General features: G+C 72.1%; 12 protein-coding genes and 1 pseudogene. 2 read left to right on the top strand and 11 right to left on the bottom strand.

Translation table 11 applies throughout. The annotated features are described in order from the left end of the window. Positions 1-324 precede the first annotated feature (324 nt). Positions 325-1,851, top strand: coding sequence for a MocR-like pyridoxine biosynthesis transcription factor PdxR (pdxR, locus tag AOK15_RS11495; RefSeq protein ID WP_055515558.1), 1,527 nt, complete (start codon positions 325-327; stop codon positions 1,849-1,851). 32 nt (positions 1,852-1,883) lie between these two features. Further along, positions 1,884-2,051 (top strand): annotated as a pseudogene (locus AOK15_RS41940) (GMC oxidoreductase); the annotation flags it as partial. Here AOK15_RS41940 and AOK15_RS11490 read toward each other — a convergent pair. From AOK15_RS11490 to AOK15_RS11440, 11 genes are all read right to left on the bottom strand, one after another. Further along, positions 2,029-3,477, bottom strand: a complete 1,449-nt coding sequence (locus tag AOK15_RS11490; protein ID WP_055515555.1) for an FAD-dependent oxidoreductase — start codon at positions 3,475-3,477, stop codon at positions 2,029-2,031. The pseudogene AOK15_RS41940 and the gene AOK15_RS11490 sit on opposite strands and share 23 nt — an antisense overlap. Continuing rightward, on the bottom strand, positions 3,474-4,712 hold the full coding sequence (locus AOK15_RS11485) for an NAD(P)/FAD-dependent oxidoreductase (RefSeq protein ID WP_055515553.1): 1,239 nt from the start codon (positions 4,710-4,712) through the stop codon (positions 3,474-3,476). The genes AOK15_RS11490 and AOK15_RS11485 overlap by 4 nt, the downstream gene beginning before the upstream one ends. Before the next feature lie 15 nt (positions 4,713-4,727). After that, positions 4,728-6,959, bottom strand: coding sequence for a molybdopterin oxidoreductase family protein (locus AOK15_RS11480; protein ID WP_079058422.1), 2,232 nt, complete (start codon positions 6,957-6,959; stop codon positions 4,728-4,730). Beyond that, a complete protein-coding gene (gene pabB / locus AOK15_RS11475; protein ID WP_055515550.1) occupies positions 6,956-9,250 on the bottom strand; it encodes an aminodeoxychorismate synthase component I in 2,295 nt (764 codons plus the stop codon). Before pabB ends, AOK15_RS11480 begins: the two co-directional genes overlap by 4 nt. A gap of 176 nt (positions 9,251-9,426) precedes the next feature. Continuing rightward, positions 9,427-10,800 (bottom strand): 3-deoxy-7-phosphoheptulonate synthase class II, encoded by a 1,374-nt coding sequence (locus AOK15_RS11470; protein WP_079058421.1) that lies wholly within the window; start codon positions 10,798-10,800, stop codon positions 9,427-9,429. Positions 10,801-11,016: 216 nt separating this feature from the next. Next, positions 11,017-11,643 carry an FMN-dependent NADH-azoreductase gene (locus AOK15_RS11465; RefSeq protein WP_055515546.1) on the bottom strand — a complete coding sequence of 209 codons (627 nt, stop codon included), beginning with the start codon at positions 11,641-11,643 and terminating at the stop codon, positions 11,017-11,019. A gap of 7 nt (positions 11,644-11,650) precedes the next feature. Next, a complete protein-coding gene (locus tag AOK15_RS11460; RefSeq protein WP_055515544.1) occupies positions 11,651-13,063 on the bottom strand; it encodes an aldehyde dehydrogenase family protein in 1,413 nt (470 codons plus the stop codon). After that, the gene (locus AOK15_RS11455; protein ID WP_055515542.1) at positions 13,063-14,157 is read right to left on the bottom strand and encodes an AMP-binding protein; all 1,095 of its coding nucleotides are present in this window, start codon (positions 14,155-14,157) and stop codon (positions 13,063-13,065) included. The genes AOK15_RS11460 and AOK15_RS11455 overlap by 1 nt, the downstream gene beginning before the upstream one ends. Positions 14,158-14,265: 108 nt before the next feature. Beyond that, a complete protein-coding gene (locus AOK15_RS11450; RefSeq protein WP_055515541.1) occupies positions 14,266-15,630 on the bottom strand; it encodes an MFS transporter in 1,365 nt (454 codons plus the stop codon). A gap of 24 nt (positions 15,631-15,654) precedes the next feature. Further along, on the bottom strand, positions 15,655-16,344 hold the full coding sequence (locus AOK15_RS11445) for a DsbA family oxidoreductase (protein ID WP_055515540.1): 690 nt from the start codon (positions 16,342-16,344) through the stop codon (positions 15,655-15,657). 124 nt (positions 16,345-16,468) lie between these two features. Beyond that, positions 16,469-18,277, bottom strand: a complete 1,809-nt coding sequence (locus AOK15_RS11440; RefSeq protein ID WP_055515539.1) for a class I adenylate-forming enzyme family protein — start codon at positions 18,275-18,277, stop codon at positions 16,469-16,471. Positions 18,278-18,514 lie beyond the last annotated feature (237 nt).

Here is an 18,514-nt window from a genome sequence, read left to right as displayed (position 1 = left end):
TCAGCTGTTCGAAGTTGGCACGTCAAGACACGTGCAGTCATTACCCGCGGTAACGGCGGGGGTGGTCGCCCGAGTCACCAGAAGCCACCCGAACCACCCCCCGCGCCGCCCGACAAGCACGCACGACATCCAGCCGGTTCGGCAGGCTCGGGTGATCGTCGAGTCACTCTCTGGAACGGGCTGTTCCGCCCCTTGGCACGACACCTCGTCCGCCCGGGCACGGCAATTTACCGTGACGGGACAGCAACAGAGAGTTGCTCATCTGGAGGTCGACCGTACGAGGCCCCTTCCCCCAAACCATCCGATCCAGGAGGTTAGGTCCGCGTGCCAAGAGAATCGACATCTCTTCCCTTCGGTGGATTCGTTCTCGACCGCGAGTCTCCGGTCCCGCTCTATCAGCAGCTCTACGAACAGATCCGGGCCGGCATCGAGAGCGGACAGCTCCAGCCGGGCCTCCGCCTCCCCGCTACACGGGCCCTCGCCCAGGAACTCCAGGTCTCCCGCAACACCGTGCTCGTCGCATACGAGCAACTCGTGACGGAACGATTCGCCGACAGTCAGGTGGGGTCCGGCACACGGGTGGCCGCGCGGAGCCACCGGGTCGCCGCCGTCGGTCCTCGCACGGTGACCCGCCTTCCGGTGCCGCCCGTCATGGCGCGCCCCGTCCCTCGGCTCTCCCGGGCGACCCACGGCATGCTGCGGGCGGCGCGCGCGTACGGCGTCCGCCATCAGAGGGCCTCGCCCGTGGCGCAGCCCTTCGTGCTCGGCGTGCCCGCGCTGGACCTGTTTCCCACCGGCCTGTGGAGCCGAGTCCTCTCCCGCCGCGCCGCGCGGCTGGGCAGCGCGGAGCTCACCCACCAGGATCCCGCCGGGTACTGGCCCCTGCGCAAGGAACTGGCCGCCTACCTCGGCCTGGCACGCGGCGTCAAGTGCACGGCGGAGCAGGTACTGATCGCGTCGAGCACCCAGCTACTGACCAATCTGCTGGCCCGGATCCTGCTGGAACCCGGCGAGCAGGCCCTTGTCGAGGACCCGGGCTACCCGGGCATCCGGAGCGCCCTCTCGGTCGCGGGCGTCGCCCCCTGTCCGGTCGAGGTCGACCACGAGGGGCTCTGCATCGCCCTCGGTGAGAAGCGCTATCCGGGCGCACGCCTGGCGGTGGTGACGCCGAACAACCAGTTCCCCCTGGGTGTGCGGATGTCGAGTTCCCGGCGCGGCCAGTTACTGGACTGGGCCGGGCGGGTGAACGGCTGGCTGATCGAGGACGACTACGACGGCGAGTTCTGGTCGGACACTCCGTCGCCGCCGCTCCAGCAGATGGACGAGGGCGACCACGTGGTGTACGTCGGCACGCTCAGCAAGGCGCTCTTCCCGGCGCTCCGCATGGCGTACGCCGTCGTGCCACCGGACCTCGTGGACCCGGTGACCGCCGCCCAGCGGGTCACCACCGGAGCGCTGCCGGTACTCGAACAGGCCGCCGTGCTCGACTTCATCCGGGAGGACCACTTCGCCCGGCACATCCGCCGCATGCGACAGGCCTACATCGAGCGGCGTGAGGGCTGCGTCGCGGCGCTGCGCGGCCGGCTCGGCGGGCTGGTCCGCCTCACCGGCGCGTCCGCCGGCATGCATCTGGTGGCGACGCTGCCCACGGAGACGGACGACAGCCGGGTGGCGGCGCTCTGCAGCGAGTCCCGCACCACCGTCTATCCGCTGTCCTCCTACTACTCCGAGACGGGCGCACCCGTCCCCGGTCTGGTCCTCGGCTACGGCGCCACTCCCCCGGCACAGGCGGCCCTCGGCGCACGACACGTCGCGGCCGCCGTGGCGCAGGCGACCCGGATCGCGGTCTGACGCCGACTCACATCGACGCCCACCAGGAGGAGTGTGCGATCGGTGACGTGGTGGACCCCCGACTGAGGGTCCTCGGTGTCGACGGTCTGCGGGTGGTGGACGCGTCGGTGATGCCGACCCTGGTGCGCGGCAACACGAACGCGGCCACCATCATGATCGGTGAGAAGGCCGCCGATCTCATCCGTGGTCATGCGCGGTGAGCTGTTCGTCGATCAGCGACGCCAGGGCGGGCACGCAGCTGCCGCATCCGGTCCCCGCGCGGGTCCGCCTCCGCACCTCGTCCAGGTCCGGGCGGCCGTCCGCCGCGGCGGCGCGACGCACGGTGCCGGCCGACACGTTGTGGCAGAAGCAGGCGGTCGCGTCGTCCGGTATCCGTCCGGCGACGGCCGGTCCCGCCGGGCCCGGGACGACCAGGTCCCCGACCGAGGAGGCCCGCGGGACGCCGGCACCTGCCAGGGAGCGCAGGGCCGCGTAGCCGGACGAGTCGCCGACGAGGACGCCGCCGAGCAGTCGGCCGTCGTCGCCCACGCGCAGGTTCCGGTACACGCCGGCCGCGGTGTCCAGGTAGCGCACCTCGTGTGCGCCGGGGGTGTCGCCGAGGGCGTCCCCGAAGCTCGCCACGGCCACGTCGAGCAGCTTCAGGCTGGTCGAGGTGTCCGCTCCGGTGAAGGCGGACGGCGTGCCGAGCAGCAGATCGGCGACGACATCGGCCATCGCGAAGCCGGGGGCGGCGAGGGCGTGCACCCGGCCGTCCGGGGTGAGCGCGCACTCGCCGATGGCGTGGATACGGGGATCGCTGGTGCGGCATGACTCGTCGACGACGATGCCGCCACCGGGGTCCACGACGAGCCCGCAGTTCCGGGCGAGTTCGTCGCGTGGCCGTACTCCGGCGGCGAAGACGACGAGGTCGGCGTCGACGCCGGGGAGCGGATCCCCGTCGGGCGTCGCGAGCCGCAGTCCGGACGCCCGGCCGTGCTCGTCGGTCGTGATCTGTGTGACGCGGGTGCCGGTGTGCACCGTCACACCGAGGTCCTCGATGTGGCGGCGCAGGGTGCGTCCGCCCTGCTCGTCGAGCTGGCGGTGCATCAGCCAGGGTGCGAACTCCACGACGTGGGTGTCGGGAACGAGTGCGCGCAGCGCTCCGGCGGCCTCCAGCCCCAGGAGTCCCCCGCCGACCACGGCCGCGGTGCGCGCTCGGGCGGCCCGGGCGCGGATGGCCGCCGCGTCCTCGACGGTCCGGTAGCCGCAGCACCCCTCCGCGCGGGCCCCGGGCACCTCGGGCACGTAGGGGCGGGATCCGGTGGCCAGGACCAGGACGTCGTAGCCGAGGGTGCGGCCGGAGGCCGTGGTGACCAGGCGCCCGGCGCGGTCGAGGGCCACGACCGGGTCGCCGAGGTGGACGCGGACACCGGCGCCGTCACCGCCGGGCGTGACGTCGTCGAGCAGGAGTGTCTCCGGGCGGGTGCCGCGCAGGCACTCGGAGAGCCGGATCCGGTCGTAGGCGGGCCGGGTCTCCTCCGCGAGGACCGTGACCTGTCGGCGATGCGGCGCGCCCGCGGCTCGCAGTGCCGTGAGCAGCCGGTGGCCCGTCATCCCGTAGCCGACCAGCACCAGACGCTCGTTCACGATGCCGCTCCGGCGGCCGAGACAAGGTGGACGCGGTTCTGCGGCAGGGGTACGGCCTCCTCGTAGGCGCGGCGGACCACGTCGACCGTGGACAGGTCGCCGAGGAGGATGCCGCCCACGACCCGGTTCCCCCGGGTGACGACCTTCTTGTAGGTCCGGCGTACGGCGTCCGACAGGCACACCACGTCGATGTCCGGTCGGGCGGGCGCCGCCGGCCCTCGTGTGGTGGGCCCGTCGGTCCTGCTCACTCCGAACACCGCCAGGTCGACCGGCGCCGCGGCGAGGCGGGTGAGGACCCGGGTGCCGCGGTAGGTGGCGCCGCGGTCGCGGCCGGACAGGCGCGCGGCCAGGACGTCGGCCTGCTCCCAGGCGGGCAGCGCCGTGTCGTGGACGACCCCGCGGTGCTCGGCGCAGGCGCCGATGGCGTGGACGGACGGGTCGGTGACGCTGCGCAGGGCGTCGTCGACGATCAGGCCCTTGTTCACCGCGAGTCCGGCGGCACGGGCGAGGCCGACGCGTGGGGTGACGCCGCAGGCGATCACCGTGGTGTCGGCGGACACCACCGAGGAGTCGTCCAGCACCACGCCGGTGGCGCCCGGCTCGCGCAGCGGAGCGCAGGCCGAGGCGCCGGTCCGGACGGTGATCCCGCAGTCGCGGAGCACCGCCCGGAGCATGGCACCGGCCGCGGCGTCGAGACGGCGGTCGATGAGATGCCGGCCGCGGTGGACGAGGGTCACGTCCTGGCCGCGTGCCGCCAGGGTGAGCGCGGTCTCGACCCCCAGCAGGCCCCCGCCGACGACGACCGACGTACGTCCTCTTCTGGTGTCCTCGCGCAGCCGCAGGCAGTCGGTCAGGGTGTGCAGCGGCCGTCCGTCCCCCGCTCGCCCTGGCCTCCAGGGGTGGGTGGGGCTGCTGCCGGTCGCCAGCACCAGCGTGTCGTAGGGCTGCGCGGTCCCGTCGGAGGCGATGACGGTGCGGGTGTTCCGGTTCACCGCGACGAGGTGGACGCCGGCGCGGACCTCGATGCCGGGCACCTGGGGCGGTGAGATGTCCTCGGGCCGGTGACGGCCCGCCAGGACCCCGGTGAGCAGCAGGCGGTTGTAGCCGGGGCGGGCCTCGGTGTCGTAGACGGTGATCCGGACGTCCGGGGCCCAGGCCGCGAGTCGGCGGGCGAAGCGGGCGCCCGCCATGCCCTGCCCCACCACCACCACGCGGCGGCCGACGCTCCTTCCCATGGGTTACCTCCTGGGTCAGGTCCGTGAGATCACGGGGGCGGCGGCGTGCGGGGCCGCTTCCCCGTGCGCGACGATGTGCCGGACGTTCGTGTGGGCCGGGTCCGGGACGCGGGCGGTCACCGGTTCCAGACGTACGGCGCACACCTTGAACTCGGGCATGCCGGAGAGCGGGTCGAGCGCCGGGTTGGTGACCGTGTTGGCCCGCCCGGGCCCGGCCCAGTGGAACGGCATGAACACCACGTCCGAGCGGATCGCGGTACTGAGCCGGGCCGGGGCGACGGCGCGGCCCCGCCGGCTGACCACGGCCACCTGGTCGCCCTCGGCCACGCCGAGCCGGTCGGCGAGATGCGGATGGAGCTCGACGAACGGCCCGGGCTCGGCGGCCCGCAGCGCGGGCACCCGTCGGGTCTGTGCCCCGCTCTGATAGTGGGCCAGCACCCGCCCGGTCACCAGGTACAGCGGATATCGCTCGTCGGGAGGTTCGGCGACCGGACGGTAGTCCACGGCCACCATGCGGGCGCGGCCGTCCGGGGTCGCGAAGGAGTCCAGGAAGAGCCGGGGCGTACCCGGGTGCTCCTCGCCGGGGCACGGCCAGAACACTCCCTCCTCGCCGGTGATCCGCTCGTAGCTGATACCCGAGTAGTCGGCCGGGCCGCCGGCGGAGGCGCGCCGCAACTCCTCGAAGACGGCTCGGGGTTCGGCGGGGAACCCGTGGTGGACGCCCAGCCGGTCGGCCAGCGCGGAGAGGATCTGCAGATCGGTGCGCACCTGGGGCGGCGGGTCGACGGCCCTGCGGCGCAGCACCACCCTGCCCTCCAGGTTGGTCAGCGTGCCCGTCTCCTCCGCCCACTGGGCCGACGGCAGGACGACGTCGGCGAGCGCGGCCGTCTCCGACAGCACGACGTCGCTCACGACCAGCAGGTCCAGCGCCCGCAGCCGCTCCTCGACATGGGCGGCCCGGGGCGCGGACACGACCGGGTTGGAGCCGAAGACCAGCAACGCCCGTACGCCGCCGGGCGTTCCGGCGCTGTCGAGCAGTTCGTACGCCGAGCGGCCCGGGCCCGGCAGGTCGGCCGGATCGATCCCCCACACGTGCGCCACGTGCTCGCGCGCCGCGGGGTCGGTCAGGCTCCGGTAGCCGGGCAACTGGTCGGCCTTCTGGCCGTGTTCGCGGCCTCCCTGGCCGTTGCCCTGGCCGGTCAGGCACCCGTAGCCGCTGCGGGGGCGGCCGGCCTTGCCCAGGGCCAGGCACAGGTTGATCCAGCCGTGCACGGTGTCGGTGCCCTTGCTGTGCTGTTCGCTGCCCCGCGCGGTCAGCACCATGGCGGCGGGTGCGGCGGCCAACGTCTGTACCGCTTGGCGGAGTTGGTGCACCGGTACACCGGTCAGCCGTTCCACGCGGGTCGGCCAGTGGTCCATGGCGATCGTGCGCACGGCCTCGAAGCCGGTCGTGCGCCGTGCCACGAACTCCGTGTCCACCAGGCCCCCCTCGATGGCGATGTGCAGCATGCCGAGCGCCAGGGCCAGGTCGCTTCCGGGCAGGGGCTGGAGGTGCAGGTGGGCCTGCGCCGCCGTGCGGGTGCGGCGTGGGTCCACCACGATCAGCCGGCCGCCGCGCCCGGTCAGCTCGGTCAGGTATCGCAGGGCGGGCGGCATGGTGTCCGCGAGGTTGCTGCCGACGAGCAGCACGCAGTCCGTCGCGGCGATGTCGGCCAGCGGGAACGGCAGTCCCCGGTCCAGGCCGAAGGCCCGGTTCGAGGCGGTGGCGGCCGAGGACATGCAGAACCGGCCGTTGTAGTCGATCGACGGTGTTCTCAGGGCGACCCTGGCGAACTTGCCCAGCAGGTACGCCTTCTCGTTGGTCAGCCCGCCGCCGCCGAACACGCCGACGGCTGCGGCGCCGTGCCCGTCACGGATCCGGCGGACCCCCGCCGCGACCCGGTCCAACGCCTCGTTCCAGGTCGCGGGGCGCAGGGGCGCGCCGGGCCGGTCGCGGACCAGTGGAGTGGTGAGGCGTACGGCCGGGTTCAGCAGGTCGGCGGCGCTGCGGCCCTTTCCGCAGAGCGCGCCCCGGTTGACGGGGAAGCCGGGCCACTCCTCGACGGAGAGCGGAGTGGCCGGCGTGGTGGGTGTTGCGGGTGCGAGAGGTCCCGCGTGGTCCGTGCGGTCGTCGGTGGGTCGCAGGACCATCCCGCACTGGAGCGAGCAGTAGGGGCAGTGCGTCGGGGTGCCCGTCGGCTCGGTCATCGGTCGTCCAGCGCGGCTGTTCCGGCCGCCCTGGCCTGCTGCGTGCCGCGGGGTGCCGCGGTGTCCGCGTCCAGGGCGCCCGCCAGCAGGGCGCGGAGCGGTGCCGTCGCCTTGAGCAGCATCTCGTCGTACTCCTCGACGGCGTCCGAGTCGAGGACGATGGCGCCCCCCGCGCCCACGTGCAGCTGGTCGCCCGTCATGACGGCGGTGCGGATCACGATGTTGAGGTCCGCGGTGCCGTTGCAGGCGAGGAAGCCGATGGTGCCGGAGTACACGCCGCGGGCCTGGGTCTCGAGCGCGTCGATGATGTCCAGCGTCCGGAGCTTCGGTGCGCCGGTCATGGATCCGCCGGGGAAACAGGCCCGGACGCAGTCGATGGCGTCCACGTCGGCGCGCAGTCTGCCACGGACCGTGGACACGAGCTGGTGCACGGTGGCGTAGGTCTCCGTCTTCATCAGCCGGGGCACCGTGACGCTGCCGACCTCGCAGACTCGGCCGAGGTCGTTGCGCAGCAGGTCCACGATCATGAGGTTCTCGGCCCGGGTCTTGGCGCTGGTCGTGAGTTCCCGGCGCAGGCGGGCGTCCTCCTCCTCGGTGGCGCCGCGCGGTGCGGTCCCCTTGATCGGCTTGCTCTCGACCGTGCCGTCGCGGGTCACCCTCAGGAAGCGCTCCGGTGAGGACGAGGCGATCTCGACCTCACCCAGGCGCAGGTACGCCGAGTAGGGGGCCGGGTTGTAGCGGCGCATCGCCTGGTAGAAGCGCAGCCCGTCGGCGGGGCGGGGCAGGTGGACGGCGTTGGTCAGGCAGATCTCGTAACTCTCCCCGGCGAGCAGTTGCCGCTTGCACTCCTCGATGTCGGCGAGGTATCGCTCCCGGTCGCGGACCAGCGCCGGTTCCAGTCGTGCGGCGTCCACGGTGACGCGTTCGGGAACGAGTGACGGCCGGGGCCGGGGCAGCGCGGCGAGTGTCGCCGCGGTCTGCTCCAACCAGCGGGTCGCCTCCATGTCGGAGCGCAGGGCGCCGTCGGTGAGGCAGAGCAGGTAGGTGACGCCCTGCTGGTGGTCGACCGCGATCATCCGGTCGGCGAAGATCCAGTACGCGTCGGGGGTCGGCGCGGTGTGTTTGGCGGTGGAGCCGCAGTCGGCCTTCAGTTCGTAGCCGAAGTACCCGACGTAGCCGCAGGTGAAGTCGAGGGGCAGCCCTGGATCGTCGACCCGGCGGCTGTGCAGCACGGACTGCAGGTGGTCGAAGACGTCGCCGTCGATCCTCCGTGGCCGGCGCCCGGCCTCGGTCACGTCGACCGTGCCCTCGCCGACGCGGTAGCGGACGACCTCGGACAGGGGCCCCGAGGCGTCCCCGAGGAAGGAGAAGCGGGACAGCCGGGGGTCGACCAGGGAGCTGTCGAGCCAGAAGGCGTGCGAGGAGGAGGCGAACAGCCGGTGGAAGGCGGCCTCGGTGTTCACCGCGGAGTCGATGATCCGTGTGCGCAGCCGGTAGGAGCGCCGTGGGGCGTGCAGTTGCCCGCTCTGGGCAGGCAGCCCGCTGTGCCGGCTTCGTTCGCCGGCCTGTGGCGTCGAGGGACGGGCTTCGGCGGACGTCGAGGACTGCGTGAGCGTGGGGCCGGGTGCCGTGGACGGTGCGGGGTGCGGGGCGGTGGGCTGTGGGAGGCGCACGGCCGGGGTGCGGGCCGGTGAGCGACGGTCAGCTGTGTGGAACTGCTCCGTGAGGTCCCGGAAGTTGGCCAGCAGTTCGTGCCCGAACTCCGTCGCGACCGACTCGGGATGGAACTGCACGCCCCACACGGGACGTTCACGGTGGCGGATGCCCATCAGCACTCCGTCCTCCGCCCACGCGACGGCCGCCAGCGCGGGCGGCAGCGGCTCGCGCAGGCACAGCGAGTGGTAGCGGACGGCGGTGAAGCCTTGAGGGATGCCCTTGAAGAGGCCCTCTCCGTCGTGTCGTACGGCGGTCAGGTGGCCGTGCCGGGCCTCCGGGGCCCGGACGACCTCCGCGCCCTCGCCCGCGCCGATGCCCTGGTGGCCCAGGCACACGCCCAGGACGGGCAGTGGTGCCGAGGCGATGATCCGTTCACAGACGCCGAAGTCCTTGGCGCGCGTCGGGTTGCCCGGGCCCGGGGAGATCACCACGTTGTCGAAGTCGGCGAGGTCGATGCCGTCGCAGTCGGGGGCGTCGTTGGCGAGGACGACGGGTTCGGTGCCGTTGACCTGCGCGATGAGCTGGAAGAGGTTGTAGGTGTAGGAGTCATAGTTGTCGATGAGCAGGGTTCGCATCGTCGCTCTCCTCGGGGAAGCGGCGCGGAAGGACCCGGCGGGCCCGGAAAGGGAGGTGCGCGGCGGTGAAGGGCCGCGTGGTGAGGCGGTGAACGGCCGTATGGCGAGGCCGGTGAACGACCTGTGCGGCGAGGCGGTGAACGGCCGCGTGGTGAGGCAGACGCGCCCCGGCGGCCTCAGCCGGCCAGCTTGGCGACCATGTCGGCCAGCGTCAGTGCCTGTTCGTCGTTGAGCCGGGGGTCGCACAGGGTGTGATAGGCCTCGGTGAGGTGGGCCTCGTCGGTCAGGCGGGAGCCGTCGAGGCACTCGGTCACGTCGCCACCCGCCATCTCGAGATGGACGCCCCCGGGCCACTCCCCCAGCCCGCGCAGCACCTCGAAGAAGCCGGTGACCTCGTCGACCATGGTCTTGAGGTGGCGGGTCTTGAGGCCGCCGGCAGTGGTGGTCGTGTTGCCGTGCATCGGGTCGCACACCCAGATCACGGGGTGCCCGGCACGGCGTACGGCGGAGACCAGCGCGGGCAGGCGTTCGCGGACCTGGCTCGCGCCCATGCGGCAGACCAGGGTGAGCCGGCCGGGCCTGCGGAAGGGGTCGAGTCGCTCGCAGAGCCGGACGATGTCGTCGGGTTCGGCGGCCGGGCCGATCTTGCAGGCGACCGGGTTGGAGATGCCCGCGAGGAACGCCACGTGGGCGCCGTCCACCTGGCGTGTCCGGTCCCCGATCCACGGCAGGTGCGTGGAGAGAAGAAACCATTCTCCGGTGAGGGGGTCCCGCCGGGTCAGGGGTTCCTCGTAGTCCAGGAGCAGCGCCTCGTGACTGGTCCACAGCCCGGTGTGCCGCCAACCCGGCCCCTCGGACCAGCGGGTCTGCCCGTAGCCCGGAACGATCGAACGCAGGGAGCCGTCGTGCTCGTACGCCCGGCCCGGAACGTGCGGCAACTCGCGTGCCGTCCGCGCGTCCCACACCTGGGGGCCGAGGGTCTGAGCGGTGGAGTGGGCCAGGGAGGCGAGTTCGTGCAGCACCGCCTTCGCCGTGTAGTAGCCGCACAGCATGCGGTGCGGGTCCGGCGTACGGTCGGACGTGTTCGGACCGGGGGCGTTGACCATCAGTCCCCGGAACGCCGGCAGCTCCTGACCGTCCACCGTCTCCACGGGCCGGGACCGCGGCTTGGCGAACTGTCCGGCGACCCGGCCGACGGTGACCACCGGCAGGTCCAGACGGTTGCTGACGCGCTCGGCGAGGCCGCCCAGCGCCCGGTGCTTGGCCCTGACCCCCGCGACGGCCTCCGGCCCGAAGGGCTCCGCGCAGTCCCCGCCCTGCAGCAGGAACGCCTCACCGGCCTGTACCCGGACCATGGCCGCGAGTACGTTGCGTATGTCGTGCGGGGTGGTCAGGGCCGACATGACGGCCAGGCGGTCGGAGACCGCCGCCGCCTCGTCGGGGTCCGGCCACGGCGGCTGCTGCTGCACCGGCCGTCCACGCCAGGAGGCCGGGTGCCAGGCCGGGTCGTCGACCGCGCGAGCTCGCCGGAGCGAGGGGGAAAGTAACATGCGGCTATTCCTCCACCGAATGGGGGCGAAACACTTCGGTGCGCGGCGCACGGTTGTCCCGGCGGCCGCCACAGCGAAGGTTCTTCATGGAAAAAAGAGGTCGTTCCGGTCACGGTAATTCATGTCGTTCGGCGGGGAACAGAGCCAATTCGAGGATGACTTCGGCGCTGAAGAGAGCCGATTTACCGGGACGGGGGAATGTTCTCTCCCGACGGATCAGAACGTCTTGCCGAGTTCCCGCGCCCGGGCGTGTGCCTCGCGGCGCAAGGTATCCGGGTCCGCGGCGAACCGCAGTGCCCTGACGGAAATGTCGTCGATCTCGGTGATGCCTGCCCAGCGCAGCCAGTCGTTGAAGGTCGTCGACTGGAGGTCGGAGCCGAAGCCCTCGGGCATTCCTGGCGCATAGACGCCGCTCGTGTAGATCGCCACTGCCTTCTTTCCCTGCAGCAGCCCGGTGTAACCCGATGTCCGGTCGAGTCGGAAAAGCATCCCCGACTGGCTGACCACGTCGATGAAGTGTTTCAGGACGTAGGGAATTCCGGAATTCCACATCGGCACGCTGAACACATACCTGTCGTAGCTGTCGAACCGCTCGAAGGTGCGGCGCACCGCCTGCCACGCCGTGTGCGCGGCGCCCTCCAGCGGCCTCCCGGCGAGGACCGCCTTCTGCGCCGCGACGGCGGCCGCGTCGAAGGCGGGCAACGGCTCCTTCCACAGGTCGAACGTGTCGGCGGTCCCGTCCTCGTGGGCGTCGAGATACGCCTCGACGAACGTCTCCGCGATCGCCCGGGACTCTGAATCCGCGCCTTTGGGGGAGGCGGCGATATGCAGCAGGCGGGTCACTCTTGCCTCACCCTTCCCTCCACGGTCCGGCTGTCGCCGATCTGACGATGCCTTTGCTGCGCATGAGGAACTCGGCGAGATGGCCGTCGTGGGGAACGCCGGGTGCCATCCAGTGCGTCGGGCGGTCGCCGAGGTGGATGTTCCTGATGCTCGGTTCGGCGATCAGCCGCTCGATCAGGGCCTCGTCGCCGCCGAACACCGTCAGGACGAGCGTGTTCGTCAGCGGGGCGATGCCGTCGGCGGGTGCCCACGGCGCCACCCACACGCAGGGAAACGGGAGTTCCATGCCGGCCTGCGGGGCGTCGGCCCGGTCCAGTTGGATCACCGCGGGCCGCAGTACGGCACTGCCGTCCCCGAGTTCCTCGACGATCCCGTCGCCACCGAGCCGTACCGTGCCACCGCCGGTGTGCTCCAGCAGGTGCTTCTCCAGGGCCCGCGCCCCGGCGACGGGGTGGACCGGAAGGACGGCCTTGTCGTCCTCCGGCGGCAGGCTCGGCAGGGCGGCGAGGCGTTCGGCCAGGGCCTCGGCCACCGGCGCCGGGTCGCCGTCCACGAGGACGGCGGTGGTGTTGACGCACGCGGTCCCGGCTTCCTCGCTCACCGAGGCCACGATGGTCTCGAGCGCCGCGGCCGGGTCCTCCCCGGCGCAGAGCAGGATCTTGGACCGTCCGGGGCCCTGGGTGAGCACCGTCGGGTCGGAGCGGTACTTGGTCACGACCGGGTCGCCGCCGTAGACGAGCGAGAGGTCCGCGCCGCTGATGATGTCGTCGGCCACCGTGTGGTCGGTGGGCAGCAGCACCAGCCGGTCGTCGCCGATGCCGGACTCCCGCAGCGCCGTCACCAGCCGCTGCGGGGTGAAGGGTTCACGACTGGAGGGCCGTACGGCCGTCCGGTATCCCAGGGCCAGGGCCTCCAGCCAGAGCGCGTGCACCCCGGGGTGGTTGCCCGCCGCGTGCACGGCGAAGACGTCGCCGCGCCGGGTCCAGATGCCGGTGCCGCGCCGGGTCAGCGGGTCCTGCCAGTGGCTGACGGTGCCGCGGGGGCGGGCACACTCCACCGTGTGGAACACCTCGCGGGCACAGTGCGCGATGTGCTCGGTCGCCTTGTGCACCACGGACACCGGCAGGCCCGTGACCCGGCTCACCCGATGCCGGTACGCGTCCGCGGGCACACCGCCGACCGTGCCGGTGGCGAACGCCTCCCCCGCCCGGGCCAGAACGGCCGACAGCTCGTCCGCGTCCAGCGGTGGCGCCTTGCGCAGGGCGGCCAGGCTGCGCTGCACGAACAGCCGGGGGACCAGGCTGAGTTCGGTCACCGGCCTGCCGGTGACGTCCGGTACGGTCTGGCGGTTGCGGGTCCGGTGGGGGCCGCGCGGCCCGAGGGCGTCGAGCGGGATCGGCCCGCCATGGCCGGCCTCCATCAGTACACCCCCTCGATGACGGCCTCGTTGTCGAAGGAGGGAACCGGGCTGACATCGGCCACGGAGTCACCGATCTGGCCGGGCAGCGGGGCGATCCTCGTGGCGAGGTCCCGTTCGAGGTTGTTGGGCAGCAGACCGCTCTTGCTGACGAAGTTCATGACGACCTGGCCGCGCTCGCCGTGGGCGACCTCCTTGCCCGACTCGGGGTCGATCACGGAGAAGGTGACGTAGGGAGTGAACGGGTCGAAGACGCATGCGTCGTCGATGCCCTCCCGCTCGACCATCCCGCCGAGGATCATGGTGCTGCCGTACTGGCCGAACAGCTGCACACCGGGGAAGACCTCCGTGCGCAGCAGGTCCCGGGTGTCGGGGTCCATGTGGGCGCCGCCCCAGATGATGGCCCGCACCTTGTCGTTGACCAGCTCGACCAGCCGTTCGCTGCGGGCGAGCCGCTCCAGCAGCGGCGGTGTGGTCACGAGGACGCCGATGTCCTGGTCGTCCAGGACGAACTCCGCCTGTGCGATCACATGGGCGGCGTAGCGCTCGGCCTCCTCGGTCCGGCCCTCGGCCAGGCACTTCTTCACCCAGCGGGGGTCCAGGTCGACGTAGGAGACGAAGCCTCCCCGGTGCCGGGCCTGCCGGGCGACCATCTCGCCCCAGATGTGCGGCCCGGTGGGGATCACGGCCAGCCAGTGGGCGCCGCGCGGATGACCGCGCTCGTCCATGTAGCCGGCGCACCAGCTCACGAAGCGGTCCGCCCAATCGGCCAGCAGGGGCACCCGCTTGGGGGCACCGGTCGTGCCGCCGCTCTCGTACACGCCGACGATGTGGGGGGATGTGCCGTAGCCGCGCGGAACGAGATCCCGGACCGGGACGTTCCGCAACTCGTTGACCACGTTCGGGAAGAGCCGGAGATCGGCGAAGGTGCGGACGTCCCGTCGGGGGTCGAAGTCCAGGGTTCTGGCCCTTTCGAGCCAGTACGGCGACCCCGTCTCCGGGCTGAAGTGCCAGCGCATGGCGGCGGCGATGAACTCCTCCGGGTCGGGGACCCGTCCGGTGGGGAGATCGAGCACCGGATCGATGAGCAGGGTCATGGTTTCTCCTTGCATCGCACGACGTGGAGTCGGCGGTCGTCGCTCACGTGCCGCCGGGGTGCCCGGTCCGGGCCGTCGCTCACGGGCCGTCCGGGTGTTGGCTGGGACTCACTCATGGGCCGCCAGGGGGCCGCCGCGCACGTAGACGGCCTGGGTGACGGCGAGGCAGACCACATAGAAGAGCAGGAACCCGATGAAGGCGGGCACTCCGCTCGCCCACTCGGCGAAGGAGAAGCGGAAGGCGAGGTTGATACCGACCCCGCCGAGCGCGCCGGCGGCTCCGGTGACTCCGATCACCGCTCCCACGAGCCGTCGCGCCCGCACGGGGTCCGGGTCGGCGTCCCCGCCACCCGGTCCTCGGGCGGCCCGGTCCCGGAAGACCACCGGGATCAGCTTGTACGTCGATCCGTTGCCCGCGCCGGCCAGTCCGAGCAGGGCGATGAACGCGGCCGTGAAGAGCGACAGCGAACGCACGTGGGACGCCCAGACGGCGACCGCCGTGGCGATGGTCAGCGAGGCGAAGACCGCGCAGGTGACCCGCGCGCCACCGAACCGGTCGGCCAGCCACCCGCCCACCGGCCGGGTCAGTGACCCGAGGAGGGGCCCGAGGAACGTCAGCCCCGCCGCCTGCAGGGGCGTGCGCCCGAACTGGTGCTGGAGGACCAGCCCGAAGGCGAAGCCGTAGCCGATGAACGAGCCGAACGTACCCAGGTAGAGGAGGCAGAGCAGCCAGCAGTGGACGTCCTTGACAGCCGCCCGCAGAGCGTCGGTGTCATTGCGGGTGCCGGGCAGGTTGTCCATGAACAGGGCGGCGCAGACCGCGGCGACGACGATCGCCGCGCACAGCACCCACAGCATCAGCCCGGGGCGGCTCGCGCCGGCCGTGCCCAGCACGGCCAGACCCAGCACCTGCATGACGGCGACACCGACGTTCCCGCCGCCCGCGTTCACACCCAGCGCCCATCCCTTGTGGCGCTGCGGGAAGAACGCGTTGATGTTGGTCATCGACGAGGCGAAGTTCCCACCGCCGACCCCCGCCACGGCGGCGACGAGGACGAAGGTGCCCAGTGACGTCCCCGGGCGCATGACCAGGGCCGCGAGGGCGGTGGGGATCAGCAGCAGAAGCGCGCTGATGACGGTCCAGTTCCGTCCGCCGAACCAGCTGACCGCGAGGCTGTAGGGGACGCGCAGCGCGGCGCCGGTCAGGGTCGGTACGGAGACCAGCAGGAACTTGTCCGCGGCGGACAGCCCGTATTCCGGTCCCATGAACAGGACCATCACCGACCACAGGCTCCAGACGCAGAATCCGATGTGCTCGGCGAGGACGGAGAACACCAGGTTCCTGGTGGCGACGCGCTTTCCGCCGTTTCGCCAGAACTCCTCGTCCTCCGGGTCCCAGTGCGCGATCCGTCGCCCGCGCCCCGCGTCGTGGGCGGACCCGGTCGTGGTGGTCGGCTCCAGCGTGGAACTCATGCGTGTCCTTCAGGCCTGGGCGGGTCAGGGGCGGGGCTGCTGAGCCGCGCGGGTCAGGATCCGGCGGTACACCGTGGGGTCGTCCTCGTCGAGGACGACGGGACTGACGCCGGGGCGTCCGGCCCAGTGGAAGTCGACACCGGGGTTCGCCCAGGCGCCGCCGTCCGCGGTGAACAGGTGGGGGCTGGCGACCACCTGGCCGGAGGTGAAGTCGTCGACGTGGGCGAGGACCGCGGCCCGGGCACGTCCGTCGTCGAGGGCCTCGCGCAGGGCCGCCGCGTCGACCTCGGCACTGGACTCGGCGGCCGCGAGGATCACATGGCGCATCGTGATGCACGCGTTGTCGGCGAAGAAGGCGCGGCGCAGGGCCCGGTCGAGGGCCTCGCTCGCCGCCAGGCCCTGCGCCTTGGCCGCCTGCACCGCCTCGGCGGCGAGCAGGCGACTGACGGGCCAGCGCCAGTCCGGCTCGTCCCAGGAGCGCCATCCCGCGTCGGGTTCCATCTTCGCGGTGACCGGGACCTCGGCGTCGATGACGGGCTTGGGCAGCGTGCCTCGGTTGATGATCTCCAGCAGAACGGCGCGGTGGTCGAACCGCACCACGTCGGTGAGGCCGAGTTCGGCGCGGGTCCGCCACAGCCGGTGGACCGCCACATGGGCCCACGGACAGGCGAGGTCCGCGTAGACGGCCACGGTGCCGGGCGCGACGCTGATCACTGACCGGTTTCCCTTCTGGTTGCGTGGTGCGGACGCGGGCGGGGCCACCGGGGAGTCGTACGGCGGCAGCTCCTACGGAGGCAGCTCCTACGGAGACGCCGTGGCCCCGCCCGGGGAAGAGAGGTCAGGCGGCCGCGCCGCGCTTTCCACCAGCCGTCGTACCGGCGGGCGGCAGCTGGCCCAACTCGCCGCGTACGGAGCGGACACGGGCCACGTCGAGGCGCAGATCGTCGTCGGCGACAAGGATCTTGGCGTAGGCGCTGCGGACCTCGCGCTTGAGGACCTTTCCGGTGACACCGAGCGGGATGTCGTTCTCGCCCTTGCAGACGACGAGCGCGGACAGCTGGTGCATGCCGGCCTTGCGCAGTGCCGCGTTGATCTGCGACAGCAGGTGTTCCGCGGTGTCGTCGCAGTTCTCCTGCATCCGGATCACGCCGATCGGTTCGAACAGTTCGGGGTCGGCCGGGCTGACCGCGCCGACCACCGTGCAGTCCACCGCCCGGCGGCACGACTTGAGGACGATCTCCTCGGTCGGCAGGCTGTGGACGGGCCCGTTGAGAGTCTGGATGACGTCGGTGGCACGGTCGTACTGGTAGAAGCGGCCCTTCTCGTCGTAGTAGCCGATGTCTCCGGTGAGCCAGAAGCCGTCGTTCTTGGAGCGGTGGGTCAGGTCGGCGTCGGCCCAGTAACCCAGTGTCTCGGTCGGTGACTTGACCCCGATGTAGCCGATCTCGTGCGGGCCGAGCCGCTTTCCGTGCTCGTCGAAGACGGTCGCCTCCTCCACGACCGGCTCGGGGTAGCCGACGCAGCGCTGATAGGCCTCGGTGTCCGGGCCGTGGATGTTCTGGAAGACGGCCATGCCGACCTCCGTCGAGGCGAGCCCGTCGATGTACCGCGAGCCCTGCCGCCACTTGCCGCCCTCGCGGTGCCGGCCGAGGCGGACCAGCTCGCGGATGTGCGCCTCGTGCGAGGCGTCGGCCGTGGCCAGCCAGGTCGTCACATGAGCGGCCGCCGACGGCTCCAGCCCCAGGGTCGCCAACTCGCCGAAGGTGATGGGGAATCCGATGACCACGGTCGGCTTCCACCAGCGCATGGCCTCGGCGACGGCTGGTCCGCGCTGCTCCTCCATGACCAGGGTGGGTACGCCGGTGAGGGTGGCCATCATCATGTAGCTGAGGCCGGATCCGTGCGACGGGGGGAAAGTCAGCAGGTTCTTGTCCTGAGGACCGGACGGCATGGTGAGGATGCGGGGACGCTTGCCGGTGAAGAACTGGCGGTGGCCGAGGACCGGCGCCTTCGGCATGCCGGTCGTACCGGAGGAGTGGGCGATGAGCACCGGGTCCCGGTCGCCGTGCCGGTACGGGTAACCGGTGGGCAGCGGGCCCGCGGGCCCCGCCGCGTCGATCTCCTCCTGTGTGACGGTGAGACCGAGGGCCCCCGGTGATTCCGCGGCCTCCAGGAGTGCGGTGAGCCGACCGGAGTCGGCGACGACGACACGCGGCTCCAGACGGGCCAGGTAGCGTGCGGCGGTGTCGGGCGCCATGTTCGGGTTCACCGGGGCGGGGATGGCGCCGAGGCTGTTCACGGCCAGGAAGTGGACGAAGTTGGCGATGCCGTCCTCGGACTGGATGCCGACCCGGTCGCCGCGCACCACACCCGCCGCGTGGTACCAGCGGGCGTAGCGCTCGGTCGCGTCCCGCAGGTCCCCCAGGGTGAAGACGCGGACGTCCTTCTCGCCTCCGCCGCGCGGCAGATGGTGCAGCAGCGGCGCGTCCAGGTCCTCCGCGCGGTCGAGCGTGTGCCAGAGGAAGGTGCCGACCCCCAGGGACTTCTCGGCCACCAGTTCCAGCCGGGCCCGCAGACCGCGCTGCGACGGGCCGAGGTGCATGCGCCGGACAGAGGCCAGGTGTCGTTGCAGGGAACGGAGTTTCATGTGCGACCTCTCCTTGGGTGAGGGAGTTGCGGGGACGTGCGGGCCGGGGAGCCCGACGGCCTGTGGCGGGTGGTCAGTGGCGGGGCAGGGGTGCGAGGCAGTCCGTCAGGTGGGCGCGCCACTCGTCGACACGGGTCGGTGCCGGGGGCGCGGGGAACCCGGGCCCCCAGTCGATGACCGCCCGGATGCCGTGCAGGGCGCTGGTGATCCACACCTCGCGCCCGGCGAGTTCGGCCG

The sequence above is a fragment of the Streptomyces ossamyceticus genome (assembly GCF_001418475.1).
GTDB classification, from domain to species: Bacteria; Actinomycetota; Actinomycetes; order Streptomycetales; family Streptomycetaceae; genus Streptomyces; species Streptomyces ossamyceticus.
The sequence above is the reverse complement of the archived record's forward strand: the minus strand, read 5'-3'. Positions and strand labels throughout refer to the sequence as shown.

Coding starts and splice junctions, on each gene's coding strand:
- AOK15_RS11485 (WP_055515553.1), bottom strand. CDS start 4,712: ATGGGAAGGAGCGTCGGCCGCCGCGTGGTGGTGGTGGGGCAGGGCATG.
- AOK15_RS11480 (WP_079058422.1), bottom strand. CDS start 6,959: ATGACCGAGCCGACGGGCACCCCGACGCACTGCCCCTACTGCTCGCTC.
- pabB (WP_055515550.1), bottom strand. CDS start 9,250: ATGCGAACCCTGCTCATCGACAACTATGACTCCTACACCTACAACCTC.
- AOK15_RS11470 (WP_079058421.1), bottom strand. CDS start 10,800: ATGTTACTTTCCCCCTCGCTCCGGCGAGCTCGCGCGGTCGACGACCCG.
- AOK15_RS11460 (WP_055515544.1), bottom strand. CDS start 13,063: ATGGAGGCCGGCCATGGCGGGCCGATCCCGCTCGACGCCCTCGGGCCG.
- AOK15_RS11455 (WP_055515542.1), bottom strand. CDS start 14,157: ATGACCCTGCTCATCGATCCGGTGCTCGATCTCCCCACCGGACGGGTC.
- AOK15_RS11450 (WP_055515541.1), bottom strand. CDS start 15,630: ATGAGTTCCACGCTGGAGCCGACCACCACGACCGGGTCCGCCCACGAC.
- AOK15_RS11440 (WP_055515539.1), bottom strand. CDS start 18,277: ATGAAACTCCGTTCCCTGCAACGACACCTGGCCTCTGTCCGGCGCATG.